The sequence below is a fragment of the Paracoccus kondratievae genome, from assembly GCF_009301415.1.
Classification (GTDB): domain Bacteria; phylum Pseudomonadota; class Alphaproteobacteria; order Rhodobacterales; family Rhodobacteraceae; genus Paracoccus; species Paracoccus kondratievae.
In genome coordinates this window covers 240,755-267,171 of record NZ_CP045072.1, presented here as the reverse complement: position 1 = coordinate 267,171, position 26,417 = coordinate 240,755, and the positions used below count along the sequence as shown (strand labels likewise).

Here is a 26,417-nt window from a genome sequence, read left to right as displayed (position 1 = left end):
CCGAATAAGCCATGCATGTCGTCTTTCGCGAAAGCCGTGGGCTGGAAGAAACCGAGGTTCCGACCGACCCCGGCCAAAGCCCCGCCGAGCTGATCGCACTGTCCTATTCGGACAGCGATCTCGGCGCTTTCGCGGCAGGCTGGCACCGTGCGTCAGGGGGGCTGCCCTCGCTGCGGCTGTGCAATCTTTCGGCGCTGCGGCACCCGGTTTCGGTCGATCAGTACTGCGAGACGACGCTTGCCGGGGCGCGGGCGATTCTGGTGCGGCTGATCGGGGGTGAACCCTATTGGTCCTATGGAGTCGCCAGCCTTCAGGATCTGGCGCGCAGACGGGGTATCGCGCTGGCCTTTCTGCCCGCCGACGGGCGGCCTGACCCGACGCTTGACCGTTATTCGACGCTGCCGTTGCCGGTGCTGCGCCGGCTGACCACGCTATGCGATCAGGGCGGCGCGGTCGCCGCGCAGATGGCCTTGGCAGAGCTGGCGCATGCTGCGGGCCTGCACACCGCGCCGGTTCAGGGCGAGGCTGCGATCCCCGAGTTCGGATTTTACGACCCCGATCACGGCGTTATTCAGCGGCCAAAGCCCGGGCTGCTCGTCAGCTTTTACCGCAGCTATCTGACCTCTGCCGATCTGGCGCCAGTCGATGCGATGATCCGCGCCCTGCACGCCGCGGGACTGGACGCAACCGGAGTATTCGCGCCCTCGCTCAAGGCACCGGGCTTTGCAGAATGGCTGGCGCCACATCTGCCGGGGGTTGCGGCGGTGGTAAACCTGACCGCCTTTTCTGCCCGTGACGATGCTGGCGCGACGCCCTTTGACGGGGCCGACGGCCCGGTCTTTCAGGTGGCGCTTTCCACTGCCCCGCGCGAGCTATGGGCCGCAGAAGAACGCGGCCTTTCCGCCGCAGATCTGGCGATGCACGTGGTCCTGCCCGAGGTTGATGGCCGCATTTTTCTGGGCGCGATCAGCTTCAAACAGGCGCAAGAGCGCGACCCGGATCTGCAATTTTCTCGCATGATCCACGTCCCGGATGATCAGCGCATCAATGCGGCGGCGGCACGGGTGCGGGCTTGGCTGAACCTGCCCGCAAAACGCCGCGCAGTGGTGCTGTCGACCTATCCCGGCAAGACCTATCAGCTGGCCCATGCGGTTGGGCTTGACGCCCTTGCATCAGCCGGGGCGATGCTTGGCATTCCACATGACGATCTGGGCCGCAGGCTTAAGGCCGGGCGTCTGCACTGGCCGCAGGCGGATTACCTTGCCACGCTGGCCCGCCTGCCGGCGCGTCTGCGTGACGACCTTGCCGCCGCATGGGGCGCGCCTCCCGCTGGTGGCTTTCACTTTGCCGCCCTGCGCCATGGCGCCGACCTGATCGCGCTGCAACCCGAACGCGGAGAGGTCGCGACAAGGGCCGAGGATTATCACGACCTGACCCGCACCCCATGCCACGAATATGTTGCCTTTTACCTGTGGCTCAGGACACAGGCGGACGCGCTGATCCACATGGGCGCACATGGCACGCTTGAGTGGCTGCCGGGCAAATCGGTGGCACTGTCAGATGAATGCTGGCCCGAGGCACTGCTTGGCGATCTGCCCGTCGTCTATCCCTTCATCGCCAACGATCCGGGCGAGGCGGCGCAGGCGAAACGGCGGCTTTCAGCCGTAACGCTGGGCCATCTGCCGCCGCCCCTTGTCGATGCCGCCCTGCCGGAGCGCCTGACGCATCTTGAGCGGCTGCTTGACGAATATTCCACCGCCGACGGGCTGGACCCACGCCGCCGCGACCGGCTGATCCTTGCCATCCGAGACGAGGCACGTGCCGCCGGGGTCGAGGCGGATCTGGGCCTGCCCCCCGACGCCGCCCCGGCCGAGGCGATCCCGCTGATCGACCGTTTCCTTTGCGATCTCAAGGACAGCCGCTTTGGCGACGGGCTGCATGTCTATGGCTCTGGCGCCTGTGGCAAGGCCGAGCGTGAGGGGCTGACCCGCGCCCTTTCGGGGCAAAGGGTCGCGCCCGGCCCCTCGGGCTCTCCGGCGCGCGGGCGGCAGGATGTGCTGCCGACGGGGCGCAATCTTTTTACCGTCGATCCCCGCGCCGTGCCTTCGCGCAATGCCTATGCACAGGGGGTAAGGCTGGCCGAAGAGCTGCTGCGCCGCCATCTTCAGGATCATGGCGACTGGCCGCGTGGGCTGGTCGTGGACCTGTGGGGCAGCGCAACCATGCGCACGGCAGGCGAGGAATTTGCCATGGCGCTGCATCTGGCCGGGCTGCGCCCGCGCTGGGACGCCGCCTCGGGCCGGGTATCGGGGGTCGATATCCTTACGCTGGCCGAACTGGGCCGGCCGCGAATTGACGTGACGCTGCGGGTCTCGGGGTTGTTTAGGGACGTTTTCCCCGGTCTGGCGCAATTGTTCGAGACCGGGGCCGCAGCGCTGGCGACTCGTGGCGAAAGCCCGGATGACAACCCCTATCGTCACCGCATCCCGCGCGTCTTTGGCCCCAAGCCCGGGCTTTACGGCCTCGGCCTTGCCGATCTTGCCGAAACGTTCAGCGATGAGGCGCGGCACGCGGCGGGCGAGGCATGGCTTGCCGCGTCCTCTCATGCCATCGGGGCGGATGGGCGCATCAGCCATCAGCCACAGGCGATCCGTGAGCGGCTTTCGGGGGCTGACGCCTTTGTCCATGCGCAGGACCTGCCGGAATCCGATCTGCTGCTGGCCAGCGATTACGCCGCACATGAGGCGGGCTTTGCCGCCGCCATGGCGCGGATCGGGGCTGCGCATCCGGCGCTTTACCACCTTGACGCCACGCGCCCGGACCAGCCGCGCGCCCGCACCCTGACCGAGGAAATCGCCCGCGTCACCCGTGCCCGCGCTGCCAATCCCGCCTGGGCGGACGGCATGATGCGGCACGGCTTTCGCGGCGCGGCCGAGATTGCGGCAACGCTGGATCACATGGCCGCCTTTGCCAATCTGGCCGGCGTGGTGCCGGGCCATCTGTTCGACCTTTATCACGAGGCGACGCTGGGTCGACCCGAGGTGGTGGATTTCATGCAGCGCGAAAACCCCGCCGCTCTGGCCGCAATGCGGGCGCTGTTTGCACGGCTGATCGCCTCGGGTCTGTGGGTCACGCGGCGCAACTCTGTCCTTGCCGGGGTGGCACCATGAGCGGTTTTGAGATCAAGGGCTGGTGTCCCGGCGCGCTGCGCCCGATGGAATCGGGCGACGGGCTGGTGCTGCGTATCCGGGCGCGAAATGGACGGCTGACACCCGACGAGGCGCGGCTGATCGCCGGTCTTTCTTCGCGCCACGGCAACGGGCTGATCGACCTGACCAGTCGCGCAAACCTGCAATTGCGCGGGCTGACCCCCTTGGGCCATGCGGCGACCATCGCGGCGCTTCAGCCTTTCGGCCTGACCGACCGCGATGCCGGGACCGAGGCGCGGCGCAATGTCATCCTGTCGCCATTTGCCCCGGTCGGCGGACCGGCGTGGCAGGTGGCCGAGGCGATCGCCCGCGCAATGACAGCACCGGATGCGCCAAAAGTTCCCGCCAAGTTCGGATTTGCAGTCGATGCAGGAACTGCGGTGCTGACCGATGTGCCCGCGGATATCCGGCTGCGCCCACATGGCACGGGCTGGTTGATCCTGCCTGATGGTGCGGATTGGGCACTTGAGGCCGCAAACCCCGCCGAGGCTGCCCGCCGCGCCGTCGCACTGGCACATTGGTTCGTGCAGACGGGCGGCGTGACCGAGGGTCGTGGGCGGATGCGCAACCATCTGCGCCGGGGGGCGCCAAAACCCGGGGGATCGGTCGCAGGGACCACCCGCCCCGGTGCCTCTGCCACGCCAGGTCCCGGACCGGCAACGAATGGCTGGATCGTCGGCTTTGCCTTTGGTCAGATCACGCCCGGCCAGCTTGAGGCAGCAGCAGCTTTGGGTCCGCTGCGCCTGACACCGTGGCGCGCCTTGCTGATCGAGGGTGCTACCTTGCCCCGTATCCCCGGTGCGATCCTTGATCCGTGCGACCCGCTTACGCGCGTCCATGCCTGCACGGGCGCGCCCGGCTGCCCGCAGGCGCAGGCCGATGTACGGACGCTGGCGCGGCATCTTGCGTCTCGCCTCGCGCCGGATCAGACGCTGCATGTCACCGGCTGCGCCAAGGCATGCGCCCATCAGGGACCGGCCTCGGCGACGCTGATTGCGACCGGGCGCGACCGCTTTGACCTGATCCGGGATGGCAGCGCGCGCGATCCTGTCACGCGGGCGGGGCTGGCCGTGCATGACCTGCCTGCCGCACTTGCCAAAGCGTGTCCCCAATGAAATCGCCTCAAACCCAGTGGAGCCGCCCGATGCTGCACCAATATGAAACCGACGGCGCCCGCATCTATGCGCAGTCCTTTGCCACCATCCGCGCCGAGGCCGACCTCGCCCGCTTTTCCCCCGAAGAAGAGCCGGTCGTCGTTCGCATGATCCACGCCGCCGGGCTGGTCGGGCTTGAACGCGACGTGGAATTCTCGCCCGGGATGGCCCTGGCCACGCGCAAAGCACTAGAGGACGGCGCACCAATCCTGTGCGACGCGCGCATGGTCAGCGAAGGGATCACCCGCGCCCGGCTGCCCGCAAAAAACCGTATCATCTGTACCCTGCAAGACCCCCGCGTACCGGAACTGGCGGCGCAGATGGGCAACACACGCAGCGCCGCCGCGCTTGAACTATGGCGCGAGGATCTGGCCGGGGCGGTGATCGCCATCGGCAATGCTCCGACCGCGCTGTTTCATCTGTTGAACATGCTGCGCGATCCGGCCTGCCCGCGTCCCGCCGCGATTATCGGCTGTCCGGTTGGCTTTGTCGGTGCCGCTGAATCCAAGGCGGCGCTGATCAAGGACCTGCCCGCTCCGGCACTGATCGTGCGCGGGCGGCTTGGCGGCTCGGCCATCACGGTTGCCGCCGTCAACGCACTTGCCAGCCGAAAGGAATAGCCATGGGCAAGATCATCTGCGCGGGTCTTGGCCCCGGCGATCCCGACCTGATCTCGGTCCGTGCCGACCGCGCCATCCGCGGGGCACGCCAGATCGCCTATTTCCGCAAAAAGGGCCGCGCCGGACAGGCCCGCCGGATCGTCTCGGACCTGCTGGCGCCGGATGTGATCGAACATGCGATGGAATATCCGGTCACGACCGAAATCCCCTTTGACAGCCCCGAATACAACCGGTTGCTTTCGGCCTTTTACGACGACTGGACGGGGCGGCTTGCAGGGCTGGCGGCTGACGGCGACGTGGTCGTGCTGTGCGAGGGCGATCCGCTGTTTTACGGCTCGTTCATGCATCTGCACGCCCGGCTGCAGGATCTGGCGCCGGTCGAGATCATCCCCGGCATCCCCGGCATGACCGGTTGCTGGAACGCCATCGGCCGTCCGATGACCTGGGGCGATGACGCGATGACCGTGCTGATGGGCACCCTGCCCGAGGCCGAGCTTGCCCGCCACATGCGCGCCGCTGATGCGGTGGTCGTGATGAAAACCGGCCGCAACCTGCCCAAGATCGCCCGCGCGCTGAACCTTGCCGGACGGATGACCGATGCCTGGCTGGTCGAGCGTGGAACGATGCCGAACCAGCGCGTGACCCCACTTGCGGACGCCGATCTGCAGAATTGCCCGTATTTCGCCACCGTTCTGGTGCATGGCAATGGCCGCCGTCCCCTGGCGGACGCAGCGGAATGAGCGGCTGGGTCGTGGTGGCGGGTCTTGGGCCCGGGGCCGATCACCTCGTCACCCCCGAGGTGCGCGCGGCACTGGACGAGGCCACCGATGTTGTCGGCTATATCCCCTATGTCGCCCGTGTCGCTCCGCGCAAAGGGCTGACGCTGCACCCTTCGGACAACCGGGTCGAGGTCGAGCGCGCGCGCCTGGCCCTTGATCTGGCCGAAAGCGGGCGGCGGGTCGTGGTGGTCTCATCGGGGGATCCGGGGGTCTTTGCGATGGCCTCGGCGCTGTTTGAGGCGCTTGAGGACCGCACCGTCATGCCCGAAATCCGCATCCTGCCCGGCATCACCGCCATGCTCGCCGCCGCAGCACGGATCGGCGCACCGCTTGGCCATGATTTCTGCGCGATCAACCTGTCGGACAATCTTAAACCATGGGCCCTGATCGAGCGGCGCTTGCGGCTGGCGGCCGAGGCCGATTTTGCCATGGCCTTTTATAACCCCCGCTCAAAGGCACGGCCCGAAGGCTTTGCCCGCGCGCTTAACATCCTGCGCGAATGCTGCGGGCCTGACCGGCTGATCTCATTCGCGCGGGCCGTCTCGACCCCGGATGAGGTGATCCAGACCACGACGCTGAGCAAGGCATTGCCCGAGATGGCGGACATGCGCACCGTCGTCATCCTTGGCAACAGCGCCACCCGCCGGGCTGGCAGCTGGGTCTATACGCCGCGATCCGTACCATGAAGCCAGACCATCACCTCGGCCGGGGTTGCGACGACGCGGCGGGGCGGCAGCTCAGGGCGGTCGATCATCACCACTGGCAGGCCCAGTTCGCGCGCAGCCGCGATCTTGGCCTCGGCCGCCTGACCTCCGGCATTCTTGGCAACGACATGGGCGATGTCATGGCGGCGCATCAGCGCCACATCACCTGCCACGGTGAAGGGGCCGCGCGAAACGATCAGCGTCGCATCCCGCAGGGGATGGGCCGCCACCTCGGCAAAGCGCAGCATCCAGATGTGATTGATCCCGACAAAGGGTTGCAGGTTCTGTCGCCCGATGGCCAGAAACACCCCCGAGCCATCCCCCGGCAGAACACGGGCGGCAGCCTCATAATCGCTGACCCTGACCCAACGGTCACCGGGCGCGGACACCCAGGGCGGGCGTTCCAGCGCGATCAGCGCCGTGCCCGTCGCCGCGCAGGCAGTAATGGCATTGCAGCTCATCCCCTTGGCAAAGGGGTGGGTGGCGTCGATGACATGGCTGATGCGTTCGGTGCGCAGATACCCGGCCAGCCCCTCGGGACCGCCAAAACCGCCGATCCGCGTCGGCAGGGGTTGTTTGACCGGGCGCGCGGTGCGGCCGGCGTAAGAATACACCGCCTGCAGCCCGGCAGCGGCCAGCGCGCTGGCCATGGCTCCGGCTTCGGTGGTGCCGCCCAGCAAAAGGATGCGCGTCATGGCTGATCCCTGGCTTTCCATCATCGGTATTCAGGAGGATGGCCCTGCCGGCCTGTCGCCTGCAAGCCGCGAAGCGCTGGATCGCGCCGAAATCGTCTTTGGTGCCCCCCGGCACCTGGAACTCGCAGGGCTTGCCGCGCCACGCGGCAAAACCTGGCCGGTCCCCTTTGATCTTGGCCCCCTGTTGGCCCTGCGCGGGCAAAAGGTCGCCGCGCTTGTCTCGGGCGATCCGTTCTGGCATGGCGCGGGGGGCAGTATTGCCGCTGTTCTGCCCCATAGCGAATGGCGCGCTTTTCCCGCGCCCGGCACCTTTTCGCTGGCCGCCGCAAGGCTGGGCTGGCGGCTGGAGGATGTGACCTGTCTTGGCCTGCACGCCGCACCCTTTGCCCGGCTGCGCCCGGTCATGGCACGGGGAACGCGGACGATCTGCCTGATGCGCGACGCCTCTGCCCCTGCCGCCCTGGCGGAATGGCTGGTGGCACAGGGGTTCGGGCAGATGCGCATGGTCGTGCTTGAGGCGCTTGGCGGCCCCCGCGAACGTATCCGCGAGGCGCGGGCGCAGGAGTTTGCGCTTGACTGTGTCGCCCCGGTGGCGGTCGCTCTGGACGGGGCGGATCTGCCACCGGGGGCGGGCCTGCCACGTGGTTTCGGCCTGCCGGACGAGGTCTTTGCCCATGACGGCCAGATCACCCGCCGGGCTGTCCGGGCGATGACTCTGGCGGCGCTTGCCCCCCGTTCGGGTGAAATGCTGTGGGACATCGGCGGCGGCTCGGGCTCGATCAGCGTCGAATGGTGCCTGAACGGCGGGCGGGCCGTGACCATTGAGCCGCGCGCCGACCGCATCGCCAATATCGCCGCAAACATCGACGCCTTTGGGCTTGCGGAACAGATGCGCACCATCCACGGCGCCGCGCCCACGGCACTGGCTGGCCTGCCCCCGCCTGACGCGATCTTTGTCGGCGGTGGGGCCAGTGCGGCATTGATCGACGCCCTGCCCCCTGCACGACTGGTCGTGAACGCGGTCACGCTTGAAACCGAGGCGCTGCTGATCGATTTGCATGCCGCGCGCGGCGGATATTTGACCCGGGTTGCCCTGCAAGAGGCCACCCCTCTTGGCCGGATGCGCGGCTGGACCCCGGCGCGCAACGTCACGCAATGGAGCTGGCCATGAGGGTGGCAGGCATCGGCTTTCGCAAAGCGGCCACGCTGGCTGCGCTGCGCGAGGCGCTGACCCGTGCAGGCCCGGCCGAGGCGCTGGCGACCACGCCCGCCAAGGCGCAGGCCGCCCCAATACGTGCGCTTGCTGCCGAAACCGGCCTGCCCCTGATCGCGGTCGAGGTCGCAGGCATCGCCACGCCCACCCAATCGCCACGCATCCTTGCCCGCCACGGCACCGGTTCGCTGGCCGAGGCAGCCGCCCTTGCCGCCCTTGGCCCCGGCGCGCGCATCATCGCCCCGCGCGTCATCTCGCAGGATGGCACCGCCACCGCCGCCATCGCAGAAGGAGACCCCGCATGACCGTCCATTTCATCGGCGCTGGCCCCGGCGCGGCCGATCTGATCACCCTGCGCGGCCGCGACCTGATCGCCTCTTGCCCGGTCTGCCTTTATGCCGGCTCACTGGTGCCGCAGGAACTGCTGAGCCATTGCCCGCCCGGTGCGCGTATCGTGAACACCGCGCCCATGAACCTTGACCAGATCATTGGCGAGATCCTGAACGCGCATCGTGACGGTCATGACGTCGCGCGACTTCATTCCGGCGATCTGTCAGTGTGGTCGGCCATGGGCGAACAATTGCGGCGGCTGCGCGAACTTGGCATTCCCTATGACGTGACGCCGGGCGTACCTTCGTTCGCCGCCGCCGCCGCCGCGCTTGGGGCTGAACTCACGCTGCCCGGTATTGCGCAATCGGTGGTCCTGACCCGCACCTCGGGCCGGGCCTCGGCCATGCCAAAGGGCGAGCAGCTGGCAAATTTCGCGGCCACTGGCGCGACGCTTGCCATTCACCTGTCGGTGCATGTGCTCGACCGGGTACAAGACGAACTGCTGCCCCATTACGGTGCCGATTGCCCGGTCGCGGTAGTGTTCCGCGCCAGCTGGCCTGACCAGCGCATCGTCAGGGCGACGCTCGGCACGCTTGACCCGGCGATCGGCGAGGGCGAGCGCACGGCGCTGATCCTTGTCGGTCGGGCTCTCGCAGCCAGGGATTTTCTGGAAAGCCGCCTTTACGCCGGCGATTACGACCGCCGGTTTCGGCCGGTCGGCACCACACCCCGGTTCCCCGAATGAAGGGCCTTGTCATCAGCGCCCCGGCCTCGGGCAGCGGCAAGACCACGGTGACGCTGGGACTGATCGGCGCGTTGCGGGCGCGCGGCCTGACCGTGCAGCCCTTTAAAAGCGGGCCTGATTATATCGACCCCGCCTTTCACCGCCGGGCGGCGGGGCGTGACTCGTTCAATCTGGACAGCTGGGCCATGGGACGGGCACAGATCGCACATCTGATTGCGCGCACATCGGACGCCGATCTTGCAATCGCCGAGGGCTCGATGGGGCTATTTGACGGCGTGGCCCAGCGCGGAGGCTGCGGCAATGGCGCCAGCGCCGATATCGCCGCGCTGACCGGCTGGCCGGTGGTTCTGGTCCTTGACTGCAAAGGTCAGGCGCAATCCGCCGGGGCCGTGGCACTGGGGTTCCGCGAGATGCGCCACGACGTGAAACTGGCCGGGGTGGTGCTGAACCGCGTCGCCTCGTCCCGGCACGAAATGCTGATGCGCCACGCGCTGGACCCGCTGGGCATCCCGGTGCTGGGCGTGCTGCCGCGCGAGGCCGGGATCGAACTGCCCGAACGTCACCTTGGCCTCGTGCAGGCGCAGGAGCTCGCCGCCCTTGACTCCTTGCTTGCCGCGGCTGCCGCAGCGGCAAGGCTGCATCTGGACCTTGGCGCCATCATCGCGGCGGCTGGGGGCGGCGTCGTGGCCGGGCCATTTTCGCCACTGCCTCCGCCCGCACAACGTATCGCGCTGGCACAGGATGAAGCGTTTTCCTTTGTCTATCCGCATCTTATTCAGGGCTGGAGGACAGCCGGGGCTGAGATCCTGCCCTTTTCTCCCCTTGCGGATCAGCCCCCCGACGACAGTGCCGGGGCCTGCTGGCTGCCCGGCGGCTATCCAGAATTGCACGCAGGCAGGCTTGCCATGGCCGAACGCTTTCGCGCCGGGTTGCAGCGTTTTTCCCAGACACGGCCGGTTCATGGCGAATGCGGTGGCTATATGGCCATGGGCGCGGGGCTGGTCGATGCTCAGGGGGTGCGGCACCAGATGGCGGGCCTGCTGGGGCTTGAAACCAGCTATGAAAAGCGCCGGATGCATCTGGGCTATCGCCGGGCTCAGCCTTTGGCCGGGCTATACCGCCAGCCGCTGGCCGGGCATGAGTTCCACTATGCGACGATTCTCGCGCAGCCGGACGAGCCTTTGGCGCAGGTCACCGACGCTAATGGCGACAGGGTGGCCGAGACCGGCTCACGCCGCGGCCATGCCACCGGCACCTTCTTTCACCTGATCGGAGAGGCGCCATGATCGAGCTTGCGTTGATCGGCATCGGCACTGGCAGCCCCGGCCATCTGACCCGCGAAGGCATTGCGGCAATGGCGAATGCTGACCTGATCCTTATCCCCGCCAAAGGTGAGGATAAGGCCGATCTGGCCGAGTTGCGCCTTGCGCTTTGCCGCGATGCGCTGGTGAGCCCGCCACCGCTGGCGATCTTTGACATGCCGCAGCGCGGCGCCGCAAACGGCTATCGTCAGGGCGTCGAGGAATGGCACGACGCCATCGCGGCCCGGTGGGAACAGGTGATCCGCGATCATGGCGCCATGCGTCCGGCGCTGCTGGTCTGGGGTGATCCTTCGCTTTACGACAGCACATTGCGCATCGCCGGGCGGGTCGCGCACCGCCTGCCCATGCGCGTGAAGGTCATCCCCGGCATCACCGCAATTCAGGCGCTTTGCGCGGCCCATACGATCCCGCTGAACGCGGTGGCCGCCCCGGTGCTTATCACCACCGGCCGCCAGATCCGTGACCATGGCTGGCCCGGGACCGCAGAGCGGCTGGTCGTCATGCTGGACGGCGAATGCTCGTTTCGCCATCTCGACCCGCAGGGCGTGCATATCTGGTGGGGCGCCTTTCTGGGCATGCCAAACCAGATCCTGATCAGCGGCCCCCTGTCCGAAGTCGCCGGCCGCATCCATGAGACCCGCGCCACGGCGAGGGCCGAGCACGGCTGGATCATGGATATCTATCTGCTTGACCGATGCCCGTCACCCTGACCCTGCCGCCCGGGGTCAAGGCCGATGCGCTGGCCCTGGCGCTTGGCACGCTTGACCCGACCGTCACCCTGCGCCGTACGGCCTTGCAGGCAAAAGACGCGCGGCCGGTCTTGATGGCTGTGCAATCGCCGGGGCGCGGCTCATATCTTTTTCACGACCTGCGCCCCGAGGATGCCGGTGACGTGGCCGCTACAATCCGCGCCTATCTTGCCGCCCCCGACGGCTGGATCAGCGACGCCCGACCCTGCGGACGGCTGCGGTATTGCCTCAAGCTGCGCATCCCGGCGGGATGAAAAACCCGCCGTTCATGTCCGCGCGGAGGGAGGAAACGCGGCATGAACGGCGGTCACTGCCATGAGAGCCCCGTGCGGCCCGGGGCGACGGGAGGTGCATGGACCCCGTCCCCTTCAGCCTGCGCTGCATCGCAGCATCGCGCAAGCACAGGCCGCGACAGCGCCACCCGAAAGCACGGATGTGCCCGTTTTATGGGTGATCTGGCCCGGACTGCGACGAAAAGCAGCAGTCCAAAACCCCCAAAAGCGCCGGAAAACCGCCCAAGACCAAGGGTTTTCACGAAAATGATATCGTCGGCGCGTTGGCAGTTTGGCCTGGTTGTGCAACCCTGCCCCTGCGCGAACCCCAGTGCAGCTAGACGCCACACAAAAAGGAAGATGACATGCGCCTGATTCTCATTGCCGCCGCCCTTGCCGCGGTTCCTCTGGCAAGCTTTGCCCAGGACGATCCGGCCAAGCAGGCCGTCAAGGCACGCCAGGGTTTCTATCAGATGCTCGCCATCAACATGGGCACCCTTGCCGGTATGGCCAAAGGTGATATCGCCTATGACGAAGCCGCCGCCAGCCGCGCCGCCGCCAATATCGAGGCGCTGACGCAATATGACATGCCCGCCCTCTTTATCGAAGGCAGCAGCTCGGCCGATACCGAAGGCACCGCTGCCAAGCCTGATATCTGGACGAACTCCGAGGACTTCCAGGCCAAGTTCGCCGGTCTGGGCGAGGCCGCCTCAGGCGCGTCCGAGGCCGTCAAAGGCGGTCAGGGTAATATCGGCCCGGTGGTCGGGAAACTGGGCGCTGCCTGCAAGGCCTGCCACGACAGCTATCGCGAAAAAAGCTGATGTCGCGGCGCGGCCCCATCCGTGAGGTCCGGCTATGGGACCCGCTTTTGCGCGGGTTCCATTGGCTTTTGGCGTTTTTCGTGATTGCGGCCTGGTGCCTTGGCCAGTTCGGCCCGGCAAAGATGACCCTGCATTTCTGGTGCGGCTATGTCGTGGCGGGGCTGCTGATCTTTCGCCTGGTCTGGGGCTTTGTCGGCCCGCCCCCGGCACGGTTTGCGCATTTCGTCCGGGGACCGGGGGCCGTGGCCCGGTACATGCGCAGCATGTTCCTGCCCGAGCCCAGCCACTGGCCCGGCCATAACCCCTTGGGGGCACTGTCGGTCATCGTCATGCTGGCGGTGCTGGCAGCGCAGGTGACGACCGGGCTGATCTCGGACCCCGACGACTATATCAACGTCGGCCCACTGGCATCTTATGTCAGCAGCGCCACCCGCTCAAAAGCGGTGGGCTGGCATAATCTGGGTGCCAGCATCATCCTGATCCTGGTGCTGCTGCATGTCGCGGCGGTGCTGTTCTATCGCTTCTGGAAGCGTGAGGATCTGGTCAGCCCGATGATCAACGGCCGCAAGGCGATCCGCGAGGAATAAGCGGCGCATTTGATCGAATCGCCCCTTCGTGCGAGGCTGGTTCATGCCGGGCCTCGCCTATTGACAGCCTGGCATGGCTGACCCGCATGAAGGAGCCGATGATGATCAGCAGGACCTTCGCCCTTGCGCTGGCCTTCTCGATGGCGGCGATCCCCGCATTCGCGGATTGCAACGGCCACAAGAAAGTCCCCAGCGACCAGACCACACAGATCGAGCGCCCGGCCCCAGCGCCGAGCACGAACAGCTAAAGGAAAAGGGCGGGATCAACCCCGCCCTTTTTTCAGTTGAACTTGTTATCGCGGGGAAAGCCCCGTGGCGCCATACGTCCCGCTGTTGCCCGTTTGCCCAGCCATTCGGTCAGATCGGGCTCGGTCCGGGTACGGCCACCGCTTTCCTGCCAGCGCAGACCTTCGGCCAGGGTGATGCAGATCGCGTCCGACAGGCCGCCGTCCTTGAACTTTTGCAACCGGACGCCCTTGCCCCGCGCCATTTCGGGCAGCTCGTCCAGCGGAAAGACCAGCATCTTGCGGTTCTGACCGACCACGGCAACATGGTCACCGGCGACGCGGCGGCAAAGCGCCGGCTCGCCATTCAGTACCTGTTTGCCGGCACGGGTCTGCGCAAGGATATCCGCCGCACCAACGATGAACCCGTCCCCGGCCTTTGAGGCAACAAGGTAACGCTCGCCATCGCGCCAGGGGAACATGTCGATCACCGCCGCATCATTCGGCAGGTCGATCATCAGCCGCAGCGGCTCACCCATGCCGCGCCCGCCGGGCAGGTTATTGGCGGGCAGTGTGTAAAAGCGGCCATTGGCGGCAAAGATCATCAGCTTGTCGGTGGTTTCGGCATGCAGCGCCATGAAGGGGCCGTCGCCGTCCTTGAACTTGACCTCGGCATCCAGCGGCTGATGACCCTTAAGCGCGCGAATCCAGCCCATCCTGGACAGAATCACGGTGATCGGCTCGCGCTCGATCATCGCCTCCATGTCGATTTCGGCCACCTCGCTGGCTTCGCCGATCTCGGTGCGGCGCTGGCCTCCGGGCGCGGACTTGCCGAACTTCGAACGCGTTTCGCGCAGCTCTTCGGCAATCCTGGCCCATTGCGCGCCCTCGTCAGCCAGCATGGCCATCAGGCCCTCGCGCTCATGGGTCAGCTTCTCATGCTCGGTGCGCAGCTCCATCTCTTCGAGACGGCGCAGGGCACGCAGGCGCATGTTCAGGATCGCCTCGACCTGAACCTCGGTCAGCCTGAACTCGGCGATCATCACAGCTTTCGGATCATCCTCATTACGGATGATCTCGATCACGCGGTCGAGGTTGAGGAAGGCGATCATGTAGCCTTCCAGCACTTCCAGCCGGGCCGCGATCTTGTCCAGCCGGTGGTTCGAGCGCCGCACCAGAACCTCGCGCCGGTGGTCAAGGAATGCGCGCAGCACCTCTTTCAGCGAACAGACCTTGGGCACGCGCCCGTCGATCAGCACGTTCATGTTCAGGCCAAAGCGCACCTCAAGGTCGCTGACCCGGAACAGCGCGGCCATCAGCTGTTCGGCATCGACGGCGCGGGTGCGCGGTTCCAGCACGATGCGGATATCTTCGGCCGATTCATCGCGCACATCGGCAAGGATCGGCACCTTCTTGGTCTGGATGATCTCGGCCAGCCGCTCGATCAGCTTGGATTTCTGGACCTGATAGGGGATCTCGGTCACGACGATCTGCCACTGGCCGCGGCCCATATCCTCGACCACCCAACGCGCCCGCAGCCGCAGGCTGCCGCGGCCGGTGCGATAGGCCTCGGCAATCGTCTCGCGCGATTCGACCAGCACGCCCCCGGTCGGGAAATCCGGCCCCGGCATGATCGAGATCAGCGTGTCGTCGCGGGCATCGGGTGCCTTGATCAGATGCAGACAGGCGTCGATGACCTCATGCAGGTTATGCGGAGGCACGTTCGTCGCCATCCCCACCGCGATCCCGCTGGCACCATTGCAAAGCAGGTTCGGGAATGCAGCAGGCAGCACCACCGGCTCTTGCAGCGTGCCATCATAGTTGGGGCGGAAATCGACCGCATCCTCGGCCAGCCCCTCCATCAGCGCCTCGGCTGCTGCGGTCAGGCGGGCCTCGGTATAGCGGCTGGCGGCAGGGTTGTCGCCGTCGATGTTGCCAAAGTTGCCCTGCCCGTCCACCAGCGGATAGCGCATGGCGAACGGCTGGGCCAGACGCGCCATCGCGTCATAGATCGCGGCATCGCCGTGGGGGTGATAGTTGCCCATCACATCGCCGCTGATCTTGGCCGATTTACGGAAAGCTCCGGTCGGGCTCAGCCGCAATTCGCGCATCGCGAACAGGATACGGCGGTGCACCGGCTTTAACCCGTCACGCGCATCCGGCAGCGCACGGTTCATGATCGTGGACAGCGCATAGGTCAGATACCGCTCGCCAATGGCGCGCGACAGCGGTTCGGACGTGGTCTGATCCGCGTTGGGATCGGGGGTATTCGGATCGTCGGACATGGTCGATTGAATAGGCCCGCGAACCGCATCGGTCCAGCCGGAAATGCGCGGCTTGCGCATGAGCTGGCCCTGGCGCAGAACCGGGTAGCAAGGAGGCGCGCATGAAAACCGTTCTGATCACCGGCTGTTCTTCGGGCATCGGGCTGGACGCAGCGCGCCACATGCGCGAACGCGGCTGGCGCGTCATCGCCACCTGTCGCAAGCCCGGGGATATCGAGGCCCGCCGTGCCGAGGGCTTTGATACCCTGCCGCTTGAGCTTGGCGACGAAGACAGCGTCGCCCGCTGCGCCGAGGCCGCTCTGGCGCTTGGCCGCATCGACGCGCTGGTCAACAACGCCGCCTTCGCCATCCCCGGCGCGGCCGAGGACCTGCCGCGCGGCGCGCTGCGTGCGATATTCGAGGCGAATCTGTTCGGCACCCATGACCTGACCCGCCGGCTGCTGCCGCATTTCCGCGCCCATGGCGGACGGGTGGTCAATATCAGTTCGGTCCTTGGCCTTGTCGGCATCCCCTGGCGCGGCGCCTATGTGGCGACGAAATTCGCGCTTGAGGGACTGACCGATGTGCTGCGCGTAGAAATGGCAGATACCGGCGTCCGCTTTGTTCTGATCGAGCCCGGCCCCATCGGCACGCTGATCCGCCAGAACTCGATTCCGCATTTCGAACGCTGGATCAACTGGCAGGCAAGCCCGCGCGCCGACCAATACCGCCGCACGCTGCTAAAGCGGCTTTATGAGCCTGCCGCGAAAAAGGACCGGTTCGAGCTGCCGCCCTCGGCGGTCAGCGCCCGCATCGCCGAAGCACTGGAAAGCACAAACCCGCACCCACGCTATTACGTCACCACGCCGACCCGCATCGCAGGCTTTGGGCGCAGGCTCTTGTCCACACGCGCACTGGACTGGTTCGCGCGCCGCAGCTAGGTTGCATGCCGAAAGGGCTTTTCATGCACGACAAACCGCTCTTCTATCTCCTCGTGATCTGCTGCCTTGTGGTCCTGGTGATCCTTGCCACCGGCATCGGCGGCTTTGCCCGCGGGGGCGAGTTCAACCGCAAACACGGCAATCGCCTGATGCGCTGGCGCATCATCGCCCAGGCGGTCGCTATCGCGGTCTTTCTGCTGTATCTCTGGATCAGGAGCGGCTGATGGTCGTGTTGAACAAAATCTACACCCGCACCGGCGACAGGGGCGAAACCGCGCTGTCGAATGGCGAGCGTGTGCCCAAACATTCGCTGCGGGTCGAAGCCTATGGCACCGTAGATGAATTGAACGCGACGCTTGGCCTCGCCCGGCTGCATGCCGGGGGCGAGATCGCGACCCGTATCGCGGTGATCCAGAACGATCTTTTCGATCTTGGCGCGGATCTGTCGCGGCCGCGCATGGAAGAGGACGCCGATGCCCCCTATACTGTCCTGCGCATGATCGACGCGCAGGTCGAGCGTCTTGAGACCGAAATCGACGCAATGAACGCGGCGCTTTCACCCTTGCGCAGTTTTATCCTGCCGGGCGGTTCGGCGCTGGCGGCGCATCTGCACCTGTCGCGCACTGTCGCCCGCCGGGCCGAACGTGCTGCCGTTGCGCTGATGGCCGCCGAAGGGGCCAATCCGGCCGCTGTGAAATATCTCAACCGCCTGTCGGACTGGCTGTTCGTGGCGGGGCGCGTGGCCAATGATAACGGCGCGCAGGATATCCTGTGGGTGCCAGGAGCCAGTCGTTAGCGCGAACACGACAGGATGGAAATGTTACGACGCGTTACGGTCGTTTTTTCCCTGTTATTGCCGCTGATGGCCAGCTAACAAACCTTCCGAACAGGTGACACAACCAAAGGGGAGCGGCCGATGAAGGTTCTCGTGCCATTGAAGCGTGTGATTGACTACAACGTTAAGGCCCGTGTTAGGTCTGACGGCACTGGTGTTGATCTTGCGAACGTCAAGATGTCGATGAACCCGTTCGACGAGATTGCGGTTGAGGAGGCGATCCGCCTGAAGGAGTCCGGGAAGGCCTCTGAGGTGATCGCGGTTTCGATCGGTGTGAAGCAGGCAGCCGAGACGCTGCGGACGGCGCTTGCGACGGGCGCGGACCGTGCGATCCTGGTGGTTGCGGCCGATGATGTGCATCAGGACATCGAGCCCCTGGCGGTGGCCAGGATCCTGGCGAAAGTGGCGCAGGAAGAGGGCGCGGGCCTGATCATCGCCGGCAAACAGGCGATCGACAACGACATGAACGCGACCGGCCAGATGCTGGCGGCGCTGCTGGGCTGGGCGCAGGCGACCTTTGCCAGCAAGCTCGAGGTTGATGGCGGCAAGGCCCGGGTCACGCGTGAGGTTGACGGCGGGCTGCAGACGATCGAGGTCAGCCTGCCTGCGGTGGTGACCGCCGACCTGCGTCTGAACGAGCCGCGCTATGCGAGCCTGCCCAATATCATGAAGGCCAAGAAAAAGCCGCTCGATGAAAAGACCGCCGGTGATTACGGCGTGGATGTTTCGCCGCGGCTTGAGGTTCTCAAGACCCGCGAGCCCGAGGGGCGCAAGGCCGGCATCAGGGTCGGCTCGGTCGATGAGCTGGTTGGCAAGCTGAAAGAAGCGGGGGTGATCTGATGGCTGTTCTGCTGCTTGGAGAAGTGACGGGTGGTGTTCTGAACCGCGATGCGACCGCCAAGGCGGTCAGCGCGGTCAGGGGCCTGGGCGATGTGACGGTGCTCTGCGCCGGCGCCTCGGCGAAAGCGGCCGCCGCGGAGGCCGCGACGATCGCCGGCGTGTCGAAAGTGCTGGTGGCGGAAAGCCCGGTCTATGGCCACCGGCTGGCCGAGCCGACGGCGGCGCTGATCGTGTCTTTGGCGGGTGACTACGACCATATCGCCGCGCCTGCGACGACGGATGCCAAGAACGTCATGCCGCGGGTTGCGGCGCTTCTGGACGTGATGGTGCTGTCGGATGTCTCGGCGGTGATCGGCGCGGATACGTTCGAGCGGCCGATCTATGCCGGCAACGCGATCCAGACGGTCAGGTCGAAGGACGCAAAGAAGGTCTTCACCATCCGCACGGCCAGCTTTGATGCGGCGGGCGAGGGTGGCTCGGCCGCGGTCTCGGATGTGGCTGCTGCTGCGGATCCCGGCCTGTCGTCCTGGGTCGGCGACGAGGTGGCGCAATCGGACCGCCCCGAGCTGACCTCGGCGAAACGTGTGGTCTCGGGCGGTCGCGGCCTTGGCTCGAAAGAGAGCTTCGGGATCATCGAGGCGCTTGCCGACAAGCTGGGCGCCGCGGTCGGCGCCTCGCGCGCGGCGGTGGACTCGGGCTACGCGCCGAACGACTGGCAGGTTGGCCAGACCGGCAAGGTTGTCGCGCCCGAGCTTTACGTTGCGGTCGGCATCTCGGGTGCGATCCAGCACCTCGCGGGGATGAAGGACAGCAAGGTCATCGTCGCCATCAACAAGGACGAAGAGGCCCCCATCTTCCAGATCGCAGACTACGGCCTCGTCGGGGACCTCTTCTCCACCGTACCAGAACTCACGCAGAAGTTGTAAGTCTCTCTCGTCGCCCGGGGGGATCCCTCTCTCCGGTTAAAAGGACCTGAAAACCGCCCGGCAGCAAACCGGGCGGTTTTTGCATTGAACCTGCGCCCCGCTTAAGCCTATCGTCCCGCCTGACCGACGAAAGGATGAGATTCATGGCGATTCAATCGGTGGGCGTGATCGGCGCAGGCCAGATGGGCAATGGTATCGCCCATGTCTTTGCATTGGCCGGATATGACGTGTTGATGACCGACATCTCGCGCGAGGCGCTGGACAAGGCGCTGGCGCTGATCGATCGCAACCTTGAACGTCAGGTCAGCCGCGGCAAGATCTCGGCCGAGGACAAGGCGGCCGCGCTGAAACGCATCACCACGACGATGACGCTGGCCGATCTGGGCCAGACTGATCTGGTCATCGAGGCCGCCACCGAACGCGAAACTGTCAAGCAGGCCATCTTTGAGGATCTGCTGCCGCATCTGAAGCCCGAGACGATCCTGACCTCGAACACTTCGTCGATCTCGATCACCCGGCTGGCCAGCCGCACCGACCGGCCCGAGCGTTTCATGGGTTTCCACTTTATGAACCCGGTTCCGGTCATGCAGCTGGTCGAGCTGATCCGCGGCATCGCTACCAACGAAGAGACCTACAAGGCTTTGGTCGAGGTGGTCGAAAAGATCGGCAAGACTTCTGCCAGTGCCGAGGACTTTCCGGCCTTTATCGTGAACCGCATCCTGATGCCGATGATCAACGAGGCGGTTTATACGCTTTATGAGGGCGTTGGTTCGGTCAACTCGATTGATCAGGCGATGAAACTGGGCGCGAACCACCCCATGGGCCCGCTGGAGCTGGCGGATTTCATCGGCCTGGACACCTGCCTCGCCATTATGAATGTGCTGCACGAGGGGCTGGCGGATACGAAGTACCGCCCCTGCCCGCTGCTGGTGAAATATGTCGAGGCGGGCTGGCTGGGCCGCAAGACCGGGCGCGGCTTCTATGACTATTCCGGCGAAACGCCGGTCCCCACGCGCTAAGGCGCTGGCGCAGGCAAACTCGTACAACAACAGGAAGGGGCGACGCAGAGATACCGCGCCGCCCCACAAGAAAGCGCCAAGAGGGAAAGCCTGGCGATGCTAAGGCAACGCCGGGACCTCGGCTGGGGTTCATCACAAATCCTCGATCCCTGCAATATTGCGGCGGCTTGCGTTGCGCACGCAAACGCGCAAGCCTGCATCCGGCCGAATTGGAGGACTTTTTTCATGACGAACCATCCGACGGATCTGCGGCTTTTGCTCCGGGACCCCACGCTTTTTGAAACGCGGGCCTATGTTGCTGGCGAGTGGATCGCGGCCGCTGACGGCAAGACCTTCCCGGTGGTGAACCCGGCGCGCGGCGATGTGATCGCCGAGGTGGCCGACCTGTCGCGCGCCGAGGTCGCCCGCGCCATCGAGGCCTCGGCTCAGGCGATGAAGGGCTGGGCCGCCCGCACCGCCAAAGAACGCGCACAGGTGATGCGCAAATGGTTCGACCTGATGATCGAAAACCAGGACGATCTGGGAAAGATCCTGACCGCCGAACAGGGAAAACCGCTGCCCGAGGCCAGGGGCGAGATCGCCTATGGCGCCAGCTTTATCGAGTGGTTCGGCGAAGAGGCCAAGCGCATCTATGGCGAGACCATTCCCGGTCATATGCCCGACAAGCGCCTGACCGTGATCCGCCAACCGATCGGAGTGGTCGGCTCGATCACGCCGTGGAACTTTCCCAACGCGATGATCACCCGCAAATGCGGCCCGGCCATCGCCGCCGGCTGCGGATTTGTTGGCCGCCCCGCCGCCGAGACACCGCTTTCGGCGCTGGCGCTGGCCGTGCTTGCCGAACGCGCGGGCGTGCCCAAGGGGTTGTTCAGCATCGTGACCTCATCGCGATCGTCCGACATCGGCAAAGAATTCTGCGAGAACCCGCTGATCCGGAAACTGACCTTTACCGGCTCGACCGAGGTGGGGCGCATCCTGCTGCGTCAGGCCGCCGGTCAGGTGCTGAAATGCTCGATGGAGCTTGGCGGCAACGCCCCCTTCATCGTCTTTGACGATGCGGATCTGGATGCCGCGGTCGAAGGCGCCATGGCCTCGAAGTTCCGCAACAACGGCCAGACCTGCGTCTGTGCCAACCGCATCTATGTACAGGCTGGCGTCTATGACGAATTTGCCCGGCGTCTGGCGGCGGCGGCGGACAAGCTGCGCGTCGGCGACGGGCTTGAAGACGGCGTCACCACCGGCCCGCTGATCAATCAGGCTGCGGTCGAAAAGGTGCAGGAGCACATTCAGGACGCCCTTGAAGGCGGCGGACAGGTGCTCACCGGCGGCAAACCGCGCGAGGGGCTGTTCTTTGAGCCGACCGTCATAACCGGGATCACCGACAAGATGAAGGTCGCGCAGGAAGAGACCTTTGGCCCGCTTGCCCCCCTGTTCCGCTTTGACACCGAGACAGAGGTGATCGAGCGCGCCAATGCGACGATCTTTGGCCTTGCGGCCTATTTCTACGCCCGGGACATCGGCCGTATTACCCGGGTTCAGGAGGCGCTGGAATACGGTATCGTCGGCGTGAACACCGGGATCATCTCGACCGAAGTCGCGCCCTTTGGCGGTGTCAAGCAATCGGGCCTTGGCCGCGAAGGCTCGCGCCACGGCATCGAGGACTATCTTGAAATGAAATACATCTGCCTCTCTGTCTGAATCCGTCAGAGCCAGAGAAGCGGAAAACCCCGGAGCATCGCTCCGGGGTTGCCGGGATCAGCGATCCTCGTCTTCGTCGTCGCCATCCGCATCGGGCAGGTTGAAAAAGCTGTCCGCATCCAGATCTTCTGCGGGCTTTTCGTCCTCATCGTCCCGGGTAAGGGTGAAATTCTCAAGCCCCGCGATGGACGAGGGCAAGCGCGGCTCATCCGACATCGCAAGCGAAGTCTCGGTCGACAGCAGTTTGCGACGTTCATCATCGGTCATCATGCCGCCCTCAGCAGCCTTGCGCTTGGCTGCCTTTTGCACGGCAGCATCAAGCTCGGACTGGCGGCAAAGCCCCAAAGCAACAGGGTCGATGGGCTGGATGTTCTGGATGTTCCAATGCGTCCGGTCGCGGATCGACGCGATGGTCGGCTTGGTGGTGCCAACCAGCTTGGCGATCTGCGAATCGGCCAGTTCGGGATGGAACTTGACCAGCCACAGGATCGCCGCCGGACGGTCCTGACGCTTGGACAGCGGCGTATAGCGGGGGCCGCGGCGCTTTTCCTCGCCCTCGGCGGCGGGGTTATGCTTGAGCTTCAGCTTGTAGGCAGGGTTCTTTTCACCCTTCTCAATCTCAGTGGCGTCCAGCTGGTTCGAGGCAATCGGATCGAATCCCTTGACGCCAGCCGCCACGTCGCCATCGGCGATGCCCTGAACCTCAAGCTCATGCATACCGCAGAAATCGGCGATCTGCTTGAAGCTCAGCGTCGTATTGTCGACCAGCCAGACGGCAGTGGCCTTGGCCATCAGCGGCTTGTTCATGACCTTCTCCTTAACAATATCTCTTCCGGCCGGAGAAAACGGCTTTCGGCGGGTGCCATTCCATTTTCGGGGGATTGACAGGTTATATAGGGCCAGAAAGGGCCAAAATAAAGTCTGAATTTCGTAGCGTGACACCAGGCGCAACGCTAGGTTCGCGACCATGAAGCTTATCTCCGTGATCGCCACCCTGCTGCTCACCCCCGCTGCCCTGGCCCAGGACATCCCGGGACGTTTCGATTATTATGTCCTGTCGCTCAGTTGGTCGCCAAGCTGGTGCCGTGCCGAGGGCGAAGAAAGCGATGCCGAACAATGTGACACCGGTCGACGCCTCGGCTTCGTAGTCCACGGCCTGTGGCCGCAATATGAACGTGGGTGGCCATCTGATTGCCGGACCGACACCCGCGATCCCTCGCGCCGCGAAACTCGCGCCATGGCAGATATCATGGGGTCGGGCGGGCTGGCTTGGTACCAGTGGAAAAAGCACGGTCGCTGCTCAAGCCTATCAGCGCAGGATTATTTTTCCCTTACGCGCAAGGCGGCCGACAGTATCATCGTACCCGAAGCCCTGCGCCACCTCGGCAGGGACATCGCCCTGCCCGCCCGCGTGGTAGAAGATGCTTTCATCGAGGCGAACCCCACCCTCACCCGTGACGGTATCACAGTCACCTGCCGCAACAATGCCCTCCAAGAAGTCCGCATCTGCCTGACCCGTGAGCTGCAACCCCGCGCTTGTGCTCCCGACGCGCAGCGCGATTGTCGTGGGGACTTCCTGCTGCCAGCGCCCCGCTGATGGGACTGTTGTGATGCCTCCGGCGGGGATATTTAAGCACGCAAGAAAAGCACACACCCCGCCTGCCGGAGCTGAGGCCAGGGTGTGGCTTCTTCCGTGACGGTCATCGGCGTCCCCACCTGTACCGTGATTCCAGATTGCCCTAAAATCCTTGCGATTCGGTTAACGGCTTCTTTCGTGTTCAAATATCCCCGCCGGAGGCACCGGGCCGGGCAACAAGGATTGAAGCGTTCATTCCTTAGATGAGACCTGCAACAGGATCTTTCCGATATGGCTGCTGCCTTCCATGCGGCGATGCGCCTCGGCGGCCTCTCGCAGAGGATAGGTGCTGTCGATCAGCGGGCGTACCGCCCCCGCCTCGATCAGCGGCCAGAGCCTCGCTTGCAGTTCATCCGCGATACGCGCCTTGGCAAGGTCAGATTGTGGGCGCAGGGTCGAACCGGTTACCGTCAGCCGTCGGGCCATGATCTGGGCAAAGTTGATCCCGGCCTTGGGCCCGGCAAGAAAAGCGATCATTACCAGCCGGCCATCATCCGCAAGGCATCTGATATTGCGGGCAATGTAGTCACCGCCGACCATATCAAGGATCAGGTCAGCTCCCCCAGCCTCGCGCAGCAAGGTGACGAAATCCTCTTCGCGATAGTTGATCGCGGTTGCGCCCAGTTTTGCACAAGCTGCGCATTTCTCGGCCGAACCTGCGGTCGTCCAGACCCGCGCTCCCAATGCCCGTGCGATCTGGATCGCCATGGTGCCGATGCCGGAAGAGCCGCCATGGACCAAAAACCGCTCACCCGGTTGCAGCCCACCGCGCATGACCACATTGGACCAGACGGTAAAGGCGGTCTCGGGCAGAGCTGCGGCCTCTTGCAAAGACAGCCCCTTGGGAATGGGGAGTGCGTGTTCAGCGGGACAGCTGGCATATTCCGCATAGCCACCCCCCGGCAACAGGGCGCAAACCCGGTCGCCCGGCTTCCAGCGCGTCACGCCTGGGCCCACCGCCGCGACCTCTCCGGCGCATTCCAGCCCCGGCAGGTCTGATGCCCCCGGCGGTGGCGCGTAAGAGCCGGCGCGTTGCAATACATCGGGGCGGTTCACCCCGGCCCATATGATCCGGATCAGGATCTGACCATGTCCTGCCACCGGGACCGGACGGTTTGCCGGGCGCAGCACCTCTGCCCCACCCGGTGAGGATATTTCAATCGCCTGCATCATATCGGGAATCACCCATCGCCTCCCTTGGCCCCGGCATGCCGGGTCGTGAACAGCTTTCCGGGCAGATTGCGGCTTTCCGGCCGCCGGATCCAGCCCGTCGCAAGCCGCGTGAGCGTCGGGACACCTGGCAAGGCCGAGGCGCGCCCCTTAAAGGTTTCGAACCGCATCACCCCCTCGATACGCCGATCAAGAAAATGGCGCGTCTCTTCAATCTCGGGCGATTCGTCGCCGAGCCAGTAAAGCGCCGTCGCACCATAAACCGCCGAGAGGGTCGCGCGCTTGGAATACCAGTTGACGTCCCCGGAGCGGTCGCCAAGCCCTTCCCAGATCGCATCCGCTGTCTCCCAGATCAGCCGGGCCCCAAGGGGGGCGTTCTGGGGCAGCGCCAGAACCGACGCCGCCGAGCGCGCCAATTCACGGTTGCTGAGTGACAGCCGGTGCAGCACTGCGGCGCAGATACGGTCGCGGAACCGGCCTTCTGGCGGGTGTTCGGCCAACCAGGCACGCAGTCCGGCATCCCCCCTGCGATGATAGGCCGCGGCCAGATCGGCCCCGCCACGCGGCAGATAAACCCGTGCCAGTGCCGGCGCCATGCCGATGTCGCGCGCGCCCTCGGCAATCGCCCGCTCACCCATGCCTTCGAAGACGACATGAGGCAGGGCCGCCTCGATCAGCCTTTCCCGTTCATCCGTCATGGCAGTCTCCTTTCCTCACGAGGGCTCTGGCCCGGAAAATCTGGACAAAGCCGATTCGCCTTGCTAGAAGGTCGCGTCCTGCAAATCAGATCAACTCTAACTTAGGAAGGTGGTGACAACCACATGCAGGTAAGTGTTCGCGACAACAACGTCGAACAGGCGCTTCGTGCTCTGAAGAAGAAGCTTCAGCGCGAGGGGGTGTTCCGTGAAATGAAGCTCAAGCAGCATTTCGAGAAGCCCTCGGTCAAGAAGGCCCGTGAAAAAGCCGAGGCCATCCGCCGCGCCCGCAAGCTGGCGCGCAAGAAAGCGCAGCGTGAAGGCGCGCTGTAAGGCGAGCGATCACATTGTTTATGAAAACCCCCGCCTTGCCGGGGGTTTTCTATTTTCAGGGCATCAGACCGGCAGCGCCGTCGTAAAGGCCACCGTGCGCAGCGAAAATGACGAATGCATCTGCTGCACCCCGGGCAGTTTCGCCAGCCGTTGACGGTGGATACGGGCAAAGTCGTCGGTATCCTGGGCAACGACTTTCAACAGATAGTCAGCCGAGCCCGCCATCAGATGACATTCAAGCACATCGGGAATGGTGCGCACCGCACGCTCGAATGCTTCAAGCAGCTCATCCGCCTGACCTGAAAGCGTGATCTCGACGAAAACCGTGGTCGGCCGCTCAAGCTTGCGGGCGTCGAGCAGGGCGACATAACCACGGATCACCCCCGCCTCTTCCAGACGCTGGACGCGGCGGTGACAGGCGCTGGGGGACAAGCCGACCTCAACCGCCAGTTCGGCGTTGGTCATGCGCCCATCGCGCTGCAAGACGGACAGAATACGACGATCCGTTGCGTCAAGCTCGATCATCCAGGCGATCCTTATGTCGCAAGCGCGTTACAGCGCCGGTTTCTGCGACGATACCGCCCCCGGGCCCCGGCGATAAGCAAAACCTTGAGCTCGGGAAAAAACAGCCTGCAG

Annotated in this window: 29 protein-coding genes; 23 read left to right on the top strand and 6 right to left on the bottom strand. The window is 65.1% G+C overall.

The features are described 5' to 3' along the window. Window positions 1–11: 11 nt before the first annotated feature. The 5 genes from cobN to cobJ are packed head-to-tail and all read left to right on the top strand — an operon-like array spanning window position 12 to window position 6,448. Complete coding sequence (cobN, locus tag F8A10_RS01380) at window positions 12–3,170, top strand: cobaltochelatase subunit CobN (RefSeq protein ID WP_152366532.1); 3,159 nt, start codon at window positions 12–14, stop codon at window positions 3,168–3,170. Then, entirely contained in the window at window positions 3,167–4,324 is a 1,158-nt protein-coding gene (gene cobG / locus F8A10_RS01375) for a precorrin-3B synthase (RefSeq protein WP_152366531.1), read from the top strand. Before cobN ends, cobG begins: the two co-directional genes overlap by 4 nt. Window positions 4,325–4,353: 29 nt before the next feature. Further along, window positions 4,354–4,983 (top strand): precorrin-8X methylmutase, encoded by a 630-nt coding sequence (locus F8A10_RS01370; RefSeq protein ID WP_152367316.1) that lies wholly within the window; start codon window positions 4,354–4,356, stop codon window positions 4,981–4,983. 2 nt (window positions 4,984–4,985) lie between these two features. Further along, complete coding sequence (cobI, locus tag F8A10_RS01365) at window positions 4,986–5,723, top strand: precorrin-2 C(20)-methyltransferase (RefSeq protein ID WP_010393429.1); 738 nt, start codon at window positions 4,986–4,988, stop codon at window positions 5,721–5,723. Then, window positions 5,720–6,448: a precorrin-3B C(17)-methyltransferase gene (gene cobJ / locus F8A10_RS01360; protein WP_152366530.1), complete on the top strand. Its 729-nt coding sequence runs from the start codon at window positions 5,720–5,722 to the stop codon at window positions 6,446–6,448. Before cobI ends, cobJ begins: the two co-directional genes overlap by 4 nt. On the opposite strand, the gene F8A10_RS01355 is transcribed toward cobJ, so the two are convergent. Continuing rightward, complete coding sequence (locus F8A10_RS01355; protein WP_010393438.1) at window positions 6,424–7,161, bottom strand: cobalt-precorrin-6A reductase; 738 nt, start codon at window positions 7,159–7,161, stop codon at window positions 6,424–6,426. The genes cobJ and F8A10_RS01355 overlap by 25 nt on opposite strands. Here F8A10_RS01355 and cbiE point away from each other — a divergent pair. The 9 genes from cbiE (at window position 7,160) to F8A10_RS21020 (ending at window position 13,448) form a co-directional block, all read left to right on the top strand. Continuing rightward, window positions 7,160–8,332 (top strand): precorrin-6y C5,15-methyltransferase (decarboxylating) subunit CbiE, encoded by a 1,173-nt coding sequence (cbiE, locus tag F8A10_RS01350; RefSeq protein ID WP_152366529.1) that lies wholly within the window; start codon window positions 7,160–7,162, stop codon window positions 8,330–8,332. The genes F8A10_RS01355 and cbiE overlap by 2 nt on opposite strands. After that, window positions 8,329–8,679, top strand: a complete 351-nt coding sequence (locus F8A10_RS01345) for a cobalamin biosynthesis protein (protein ID WP_029371487.1) — start codon at window positions 8,329–8,331, stop codon at window positions 8,677–8,679. Before cbiE ends, F8A10_RS01345 begins: the two co-directional genes overlap by 4 nt. Then, entirely contained in the window at window positions 8,676–9,449 is a 774-nt protein-coding gene (gene cobM, locus F8A10_RS01340; RefSeq protein WP_010393441.1) for a precorrin-4 C(11)-methyltransferase, read from the top strand. Before F8A10_RS01345 ends, cobM begins: the two co-directional genes overlap by 4 nt. Next, window positions 9,446–10,735, top strand: a complete 1,290-nt coding sequence (locus F8A10_RS01335) for a cobyrinate a,c-diamide synthase (RefSeq protein WP_152366528.1) — start codon at window positions 9,446–9,448, stop codon at window positions 10,733–10,735. The genes cobM and F8A10_RS01335 overlap by 4 nt, the downstream gene beginning before the upstream one ends. Further along, the gene (gene cobF / locus F8A10_RS01330) at window positions 10,732–11,481 is read left to right on the top strand and encodes a precorrin-6A synthase (deacetylating) (RefSeq protein ID WP_010393443.1); all 750 of its coding nucleotides are present in this window, start codon (window positions 10,732–10,734) and stop codon (window positions 11,479–11,481) included. Before F8A10_RS01335 ends, cobF begins: the two co-directional genes overlap by 4 nt. Continuing rightward, window positions 11,466–11,774, top strand: a complete 309-nt coding sequence (locus F8A10_RS01325) for a DUF1636 family protein (RefSeq protein ID WP_152366527.1) — start codon at window positions 11,466–11,468, stop codon at window positions 11,772–11,774. Before cobF ends, F8A10_RS01325 begins: the two co-directional genes overlap by 16 nt. 383 nt (window positions 11,775–12,157) lie before the next feature. Further along, complete coding sequence (locus F8A10_RS01320; protein ID WP_152366526.1) at window positions 12,158–12,613, top strand: c-type cytochrome; 456 nt, start codon at window positions 12,158–12,160, stop codon at window positions 12,611–12,613. Then, a complete protein-coding gene (locus tag F8A10_RS01315; protein WP_152366525.1) occupies window positions 12,613–13,200 on the top strand; it encodes a cytochrome b/b6 domain-containing protein in 588 nt (195 codons plus the stop codon). Before F8A10_RS01320 ends, F8A10_RS01315 begins: the two co-directional genes overlap by 1 nt. A 98-nt stretch (window positions 13,201–13,298) precedes the next feature. Further along, complete coding sequence (locus F8A10_RS21020; RefSeq protein ID WP_010393451.1) at window positions 13,299–13,448, top strand: hypothetical protein; 150 nt, start codon at window positions 13,299–13,301, stop codon at window positions 13,446–13,448. Between the two features lie 32 nt (window positions 13,449–13,480). Here the strand turns inward: F8A10_RS21020 and parC are convergent, their stop codons facing one another. Further along, the gene (gene parC, locus F8A10_RS01310; protein ID WP_010393453.1) at window positions 13,481–15,709 is read right to left on the bottom strand and encodes a DNA topoisomerase IV subunit A; all 2,229 of its coding nucleotides are present in this window, start codon (window positions 15,707–15,709) and stop codon (window positions 13,481–13,483) included. Window positions 15,710–15,810: 101 nt separating this feature from the next. On the opposite strand from parC, the gene F8A10_RS01305 reads away from it, so the two are divergent. From F8A10_RS01305 to F8A10_RS01275, 7 genes are all read left to right on the top strand, one after another. Further along, window positions 15,811–16,629, top strand: coding sequence for an SDR family NAD(P)-dependent oxidoreductase (locus F8A10_RS01305; protein WP_152366524.1), 819 nt, complete (start codon window positions 15,811–15,813; stop codon window positions 16,627–16,629). A 23-nt stretch (window positions 16,630–16,652) separates the two neighbouring features. Next, window positions 16,653–16,853, top strand: a complete 201-nt coding sequence (locus F8A10_RS01300; protein WP_029371488.1) for a twin transmembrane helix small protein — start codon at window positions 16,653–16,655, stop codon at window positions 16,851–16,853. After that, entirely contained in the window at window positions 16,853–17,425 is a 573-nt protein-coding gene (locus tag F8A10_RS01295) for a cob(I)yrinic acid a,c-diamide adenosyltransferase (RefSeq protein ID WP_085501403.1), read from the top strand. Before F8A10_RS01300 ends, F8A10_RS01295 begins: the two co-directional genes overlap by 1 nt. 120 nt (window positions 17,426–17,545) lie before the next feature. Further along, on the top strand, window positions 17,546–18,304 hold the full coding sequence (locus tag F8A10_RS01290; protein WP_152366523.1) for an electron transfer flavoprotein subunit beta/FixA family protein: 759 nt from the start codon (window positions 17,546–17,548) through the stop codon (window positions 18,302–18,304). Next, complete coding sequence (locus F8A10_RS01285; protein ID WP_152366466.1) at window positions 18,304–19,230, top strand: electron transfer flavoprotein subunit alpha/FixB family protein; 927 nt, start codon at window positions 18,304–18,306, stop codon at window positions 19,228–19,230. Before F8A10_RS01290 ends, F8A10_RS01285 begins: the two co-directional genes overlap by 1 nt. Window positions 19,231–19,373: 143 nt before the next feature. Continuing rightward, a complete protein-coding gene (locus tag F8A10_RS01280; protein ID WP_010398714.1) occupies window positions 19,374–20,249 on the top strand; it encodes a 3-hydroxybutyryl-CoA dehydrogenase in 876 nt (291 codons plus the stop codon). Between the two features lie 225 nt (window positions 20,250–20,474). Then, a complete protein-coding gene (locus F8A10_RS01275) occupies window positions 20,475–21,947 on the top strand; it encodes an NAD-dependent succinate-semialdehyde dehydrogenase (RefSeq protein ID WP_010398717.1) in 1,473 nt (490 codons plus the stop codon). Window positions 21,948–22,004: 57 nt separating this feature from the next. Here F8A10_RS01275 and F8A10_RS01270 read toward each other — a convergent pair whose 3' ends face one another. Beyond that, complete coding sequence (locus tag F8A10_RS01270; protein ID WP_010398719.1) at window positions 22,005–22,754, bottom strand: DUF1013 domain-containing protein; 750 nt, start codon at window positions 22,752–22,754, stop codon at window positions 22,005–22,007. Between the two features lie 160 nt (window positions 22,755–22,914). On the opposite strand from F8A10_RS01270, the gene F8A10_RS01265 reads away from it, so the two are divergent. Continuing rightward, window positions 22,915–23,544, top strand: a complete 630-nt coding sequence (locus tag F8A10_RS01265; protein ID WP_010398721.1) for a ribonuclease T2 family protein — start codon at window positions 22,915–22,917, stop codon at window positions 23,542–23,544. Window positions 23,545–23,775: 231 nt separating this feature from the next. Here F8A10_RS01265 and F8A10_RS01260 read toward each other — a convergent pair whose 3' ends face one another. After that, window positions 23,776–24,753 carry an NAD(P)H-quinone oxidoreductase gene (locus tag F8A10_RS01260; RefSeq protein WP_085502724.1) on the bottom strand — a complete coding sequence of 326 codons (978 nt, stop codon included), beginning with the start codon at window positions 24,751–24,753 and terminating at the stop codon, window positions 23,776–23,778. A gap of 11 nt (window positions 24,754–24,764) precedes the next feature. After that, window positions 24,765–25,451, bottom strand: a complete 687-nt coding sequence (locus F8A10_RS01255; RefSeq protein ID WP_085502709.1) for a COQ9 family protein — start codon at window positions 25,449–25,451, stop codon at window positions 24,765–24,767. 123 nt (window positions 25,452–25,574) lie between these two features. Between F8A10_RS01255 and rpsU the strand changes: the two genes are divergently transcribed. After that, the gene (rpsU, locus tag F8A10_RS01250) at window positions 25,575–25,781 is read left to right on the top strand and encodes a 30S ribosomal protein S21 (protein ID WP_010398727.1); all 207 of its coding nucleotides are present in this window, start codon (window positions 25,575–25,577) and stop codon (window positions 25,779–25,781) included. Between the two features lie 63 nt (window positions 25,782–25,844). Here rpsU and F8A10_RS01245 read toward each other — a convergent pair whose 3' ends face one another. After that, window positions 25,845–26,303 (bottom strand): Lrp/AsnC family transcriptional regulator, encoded by a 459-nt coding sequence (locus F8A10_RS01245; RefSeq protein ID WP_029372484.1) that lies wholly within the window; start codon window positions 26,301–26,303, stop codon window positions 25,845–25,847. Window positions 26,304–26,417: the final 114 nt, after the last annotated feature.

Bases quoted from the DNA above. Each gene is read 5' to 3' on its own strand.
- F8A10_RS01295 (WP_085501403.1), top strand. From the start codon at position 16,853: ATGGTCGTGTTGAACAAAATCTACACCCGCACCGGCGACAGGGGCGAA.
- cbiE (WP_152366529.1), top strand. From the start codon at position 7,160: ATGGCTGATCCCTGGCTTTCCATCATCGGTATTCAGGAGGATGGCCCT.
- F8A10_RS01300 (WP_029371488.1), top strand. From the start codon at position 16,653: ATGCACGACAAACCGCTCTTCTATCTCCTCGTGATCTGCTGCCTTGTG.
- cobG (WP_152366531.1), top strand. From the start codon at position 3,167: ATGAGCGGTTTTGAGATCAAGGGCTGGTGTCCCGGCGCGCTGCGCCCG.
- F8A10_RS01290 (WP_152366523.1), top strand. From the start codon at position 17,546: ATGAAGGTTCTCGTGCCATTGAAGCGTGTGATTGACTACAACGTTAAG.
- F8A10_RS01345 (WP_029371487.1), top strand. From the start codon at position 8,329: ATGAGGGTGGCAGGCATCGGCTTTCGCAAAGCGGCCACGCTGGCTGCG.
- cobF (WP_010393443.1), top strand. From the start codon at position 10,732: ATGATCGAGCTTGCGTTGATCGGCATCGGCACTGGCAGCCCCGGCCAT.
- F8A10_RS01275 (WP_010398717.1), top strand. From the start codon at position 20,475: ATGACGAACCATCCGACGGATCTGCGGCTTTTGCTCCGGGACCCCACG.
- F8A10_RS01355 (WP_010393438.1), bottom strand. From the start codon at position 7,161: ATGACGCGCATCCTTTTGCTGGGCGGCACCACCGAAGCCGGAGCCATG.
- F8A10_RS01260 (WP_085502724.1), bottom strand. From the start codon at position 24,753: ATGCAGGCGATTGAAATATCCTCACCGGGTGGGGCAGAGGTGCTGCGC.
- cobI (WP_010393429.1), top strand. From the start codon at position 4,986: ATGGGCAAGATCATCTGCGCGGGTCTTGGCCCCGGCGATCCCGACCTG.
- F8A10_RS01370 (WP_152367316.1), top strand. From the start codon at position 4,354: ATGCTGCACCAATATGAAACCGACGGCGCCCGCATCTATGCGCAGTCC.
- F8A10_RS01280 (WP_010398714.1), top strand. From the start codon at position 19,374: ATGGCGATTCAATCGGTGGGCGTGATCGGCGCAGGCCAGATGGGCAAT.
- F8A10_RS01315 (WP_152366525.1), top strand. From the start codon at position 12,613: ATGTCGCGGCGCGGCCCCATCCGTGAGGTCCGGCTATGGGACCCGCTT.
- F8A10_RS01285 (WP_152366466.1), top strand. From the start codon at position 18,304: ATGGCTGTTCTGCTGCTTGGAGAAGTGACGGGTGGTGTTCTGAACCGC.
- F8A10_RS01255 (WP_085502709.1), bottom strand. From the start codon at position 25,451: ATGACGGATGAACGGGAAAGGCTGATCGAGGCGGCCCTGCCTCATGTC.
- cobN (WP_152366532.1), top strand. From the start codon at position 12: ATGCATGTCGTCTTTCGCGAAAGCCGTGGGCTGGAAGAAACCGAGGTT.
- F8A10_RS21020 (WP_010393451.1), top strand. From the start codon at position 13,299: ATGATGATCAGCAGGACCTTCGCCCTTGCGCTGGCCTTCTCGATGGCG.
- F8A10_RS01320 (WP_152366526.1), top strand. From the start codon at position 12,158: ATGCGCCTGATTCTCATTGCCGCCGCCCTTGCCGCGGTTCCTCTGGCA.
- F8A10_RS01270 (WP_010398719.1), bottom strand. From the start codon at position 22,754: ATGAACAAGCCGCTGATGGCCAAGGCCACTGCCGTCTGGCTGGTCGAC.
- F8A10_RS01305 (WP_152366524.1), top strand. From the start codon at position 15,811: ATGAAAACCGTTCTGATCACCGGCTGTTCTTCGGGCATCGGGCTGGAC.
- F8A10_RS01335 (WP_152366528.1), top strand. From the start codon at position 9,446: ATGAAGGGCCTTGTCATCAGCGCCCCGGCCTCGGGCAGCGGCAAGACC.
- rpsU (WP_010398727.1), top strand. From the start codon at position 25,575: ATGCAGGTAAGTGTTCGCGACAACAACGTCGAACAGGCGCTTCGTGCT.
- F8A10_RS01325 (WP_152366527.1), top strand. From the start codon at position 11,466: ATGCCCGTCACCCTGACCCTGCCGCCCGGGGTCAAGGCCGATGCGCTG.
- F8A10_RS01265 (WP_010398721.1), top strand. From the start codon at position 22,915: ATGAAGCTTATCTCCGTGATCGCCACCCTGCTGCTCACCCCCGCTGCC.
- cobM (WP_010393441.1), top strand. From the start codon at position 8,676: ATGACCGTCCATTTCATCGGCGCTGGCCCCGGCGCGGCCGATCTGATC.
- cobJ (WP_152366530.1), top strand. From the start codon at position 5,720: ATGAGCGGCTGGGTCGTGGTGGCGGGTCTTGGGCCCGGGGCCGATCAC.
- parC (WP_010393453.1), bottom strand. From the start codon at position 15,709: ATGTCCGACGATCCGAATACCCCCGATCCCAACGCGGATCAGACCACG.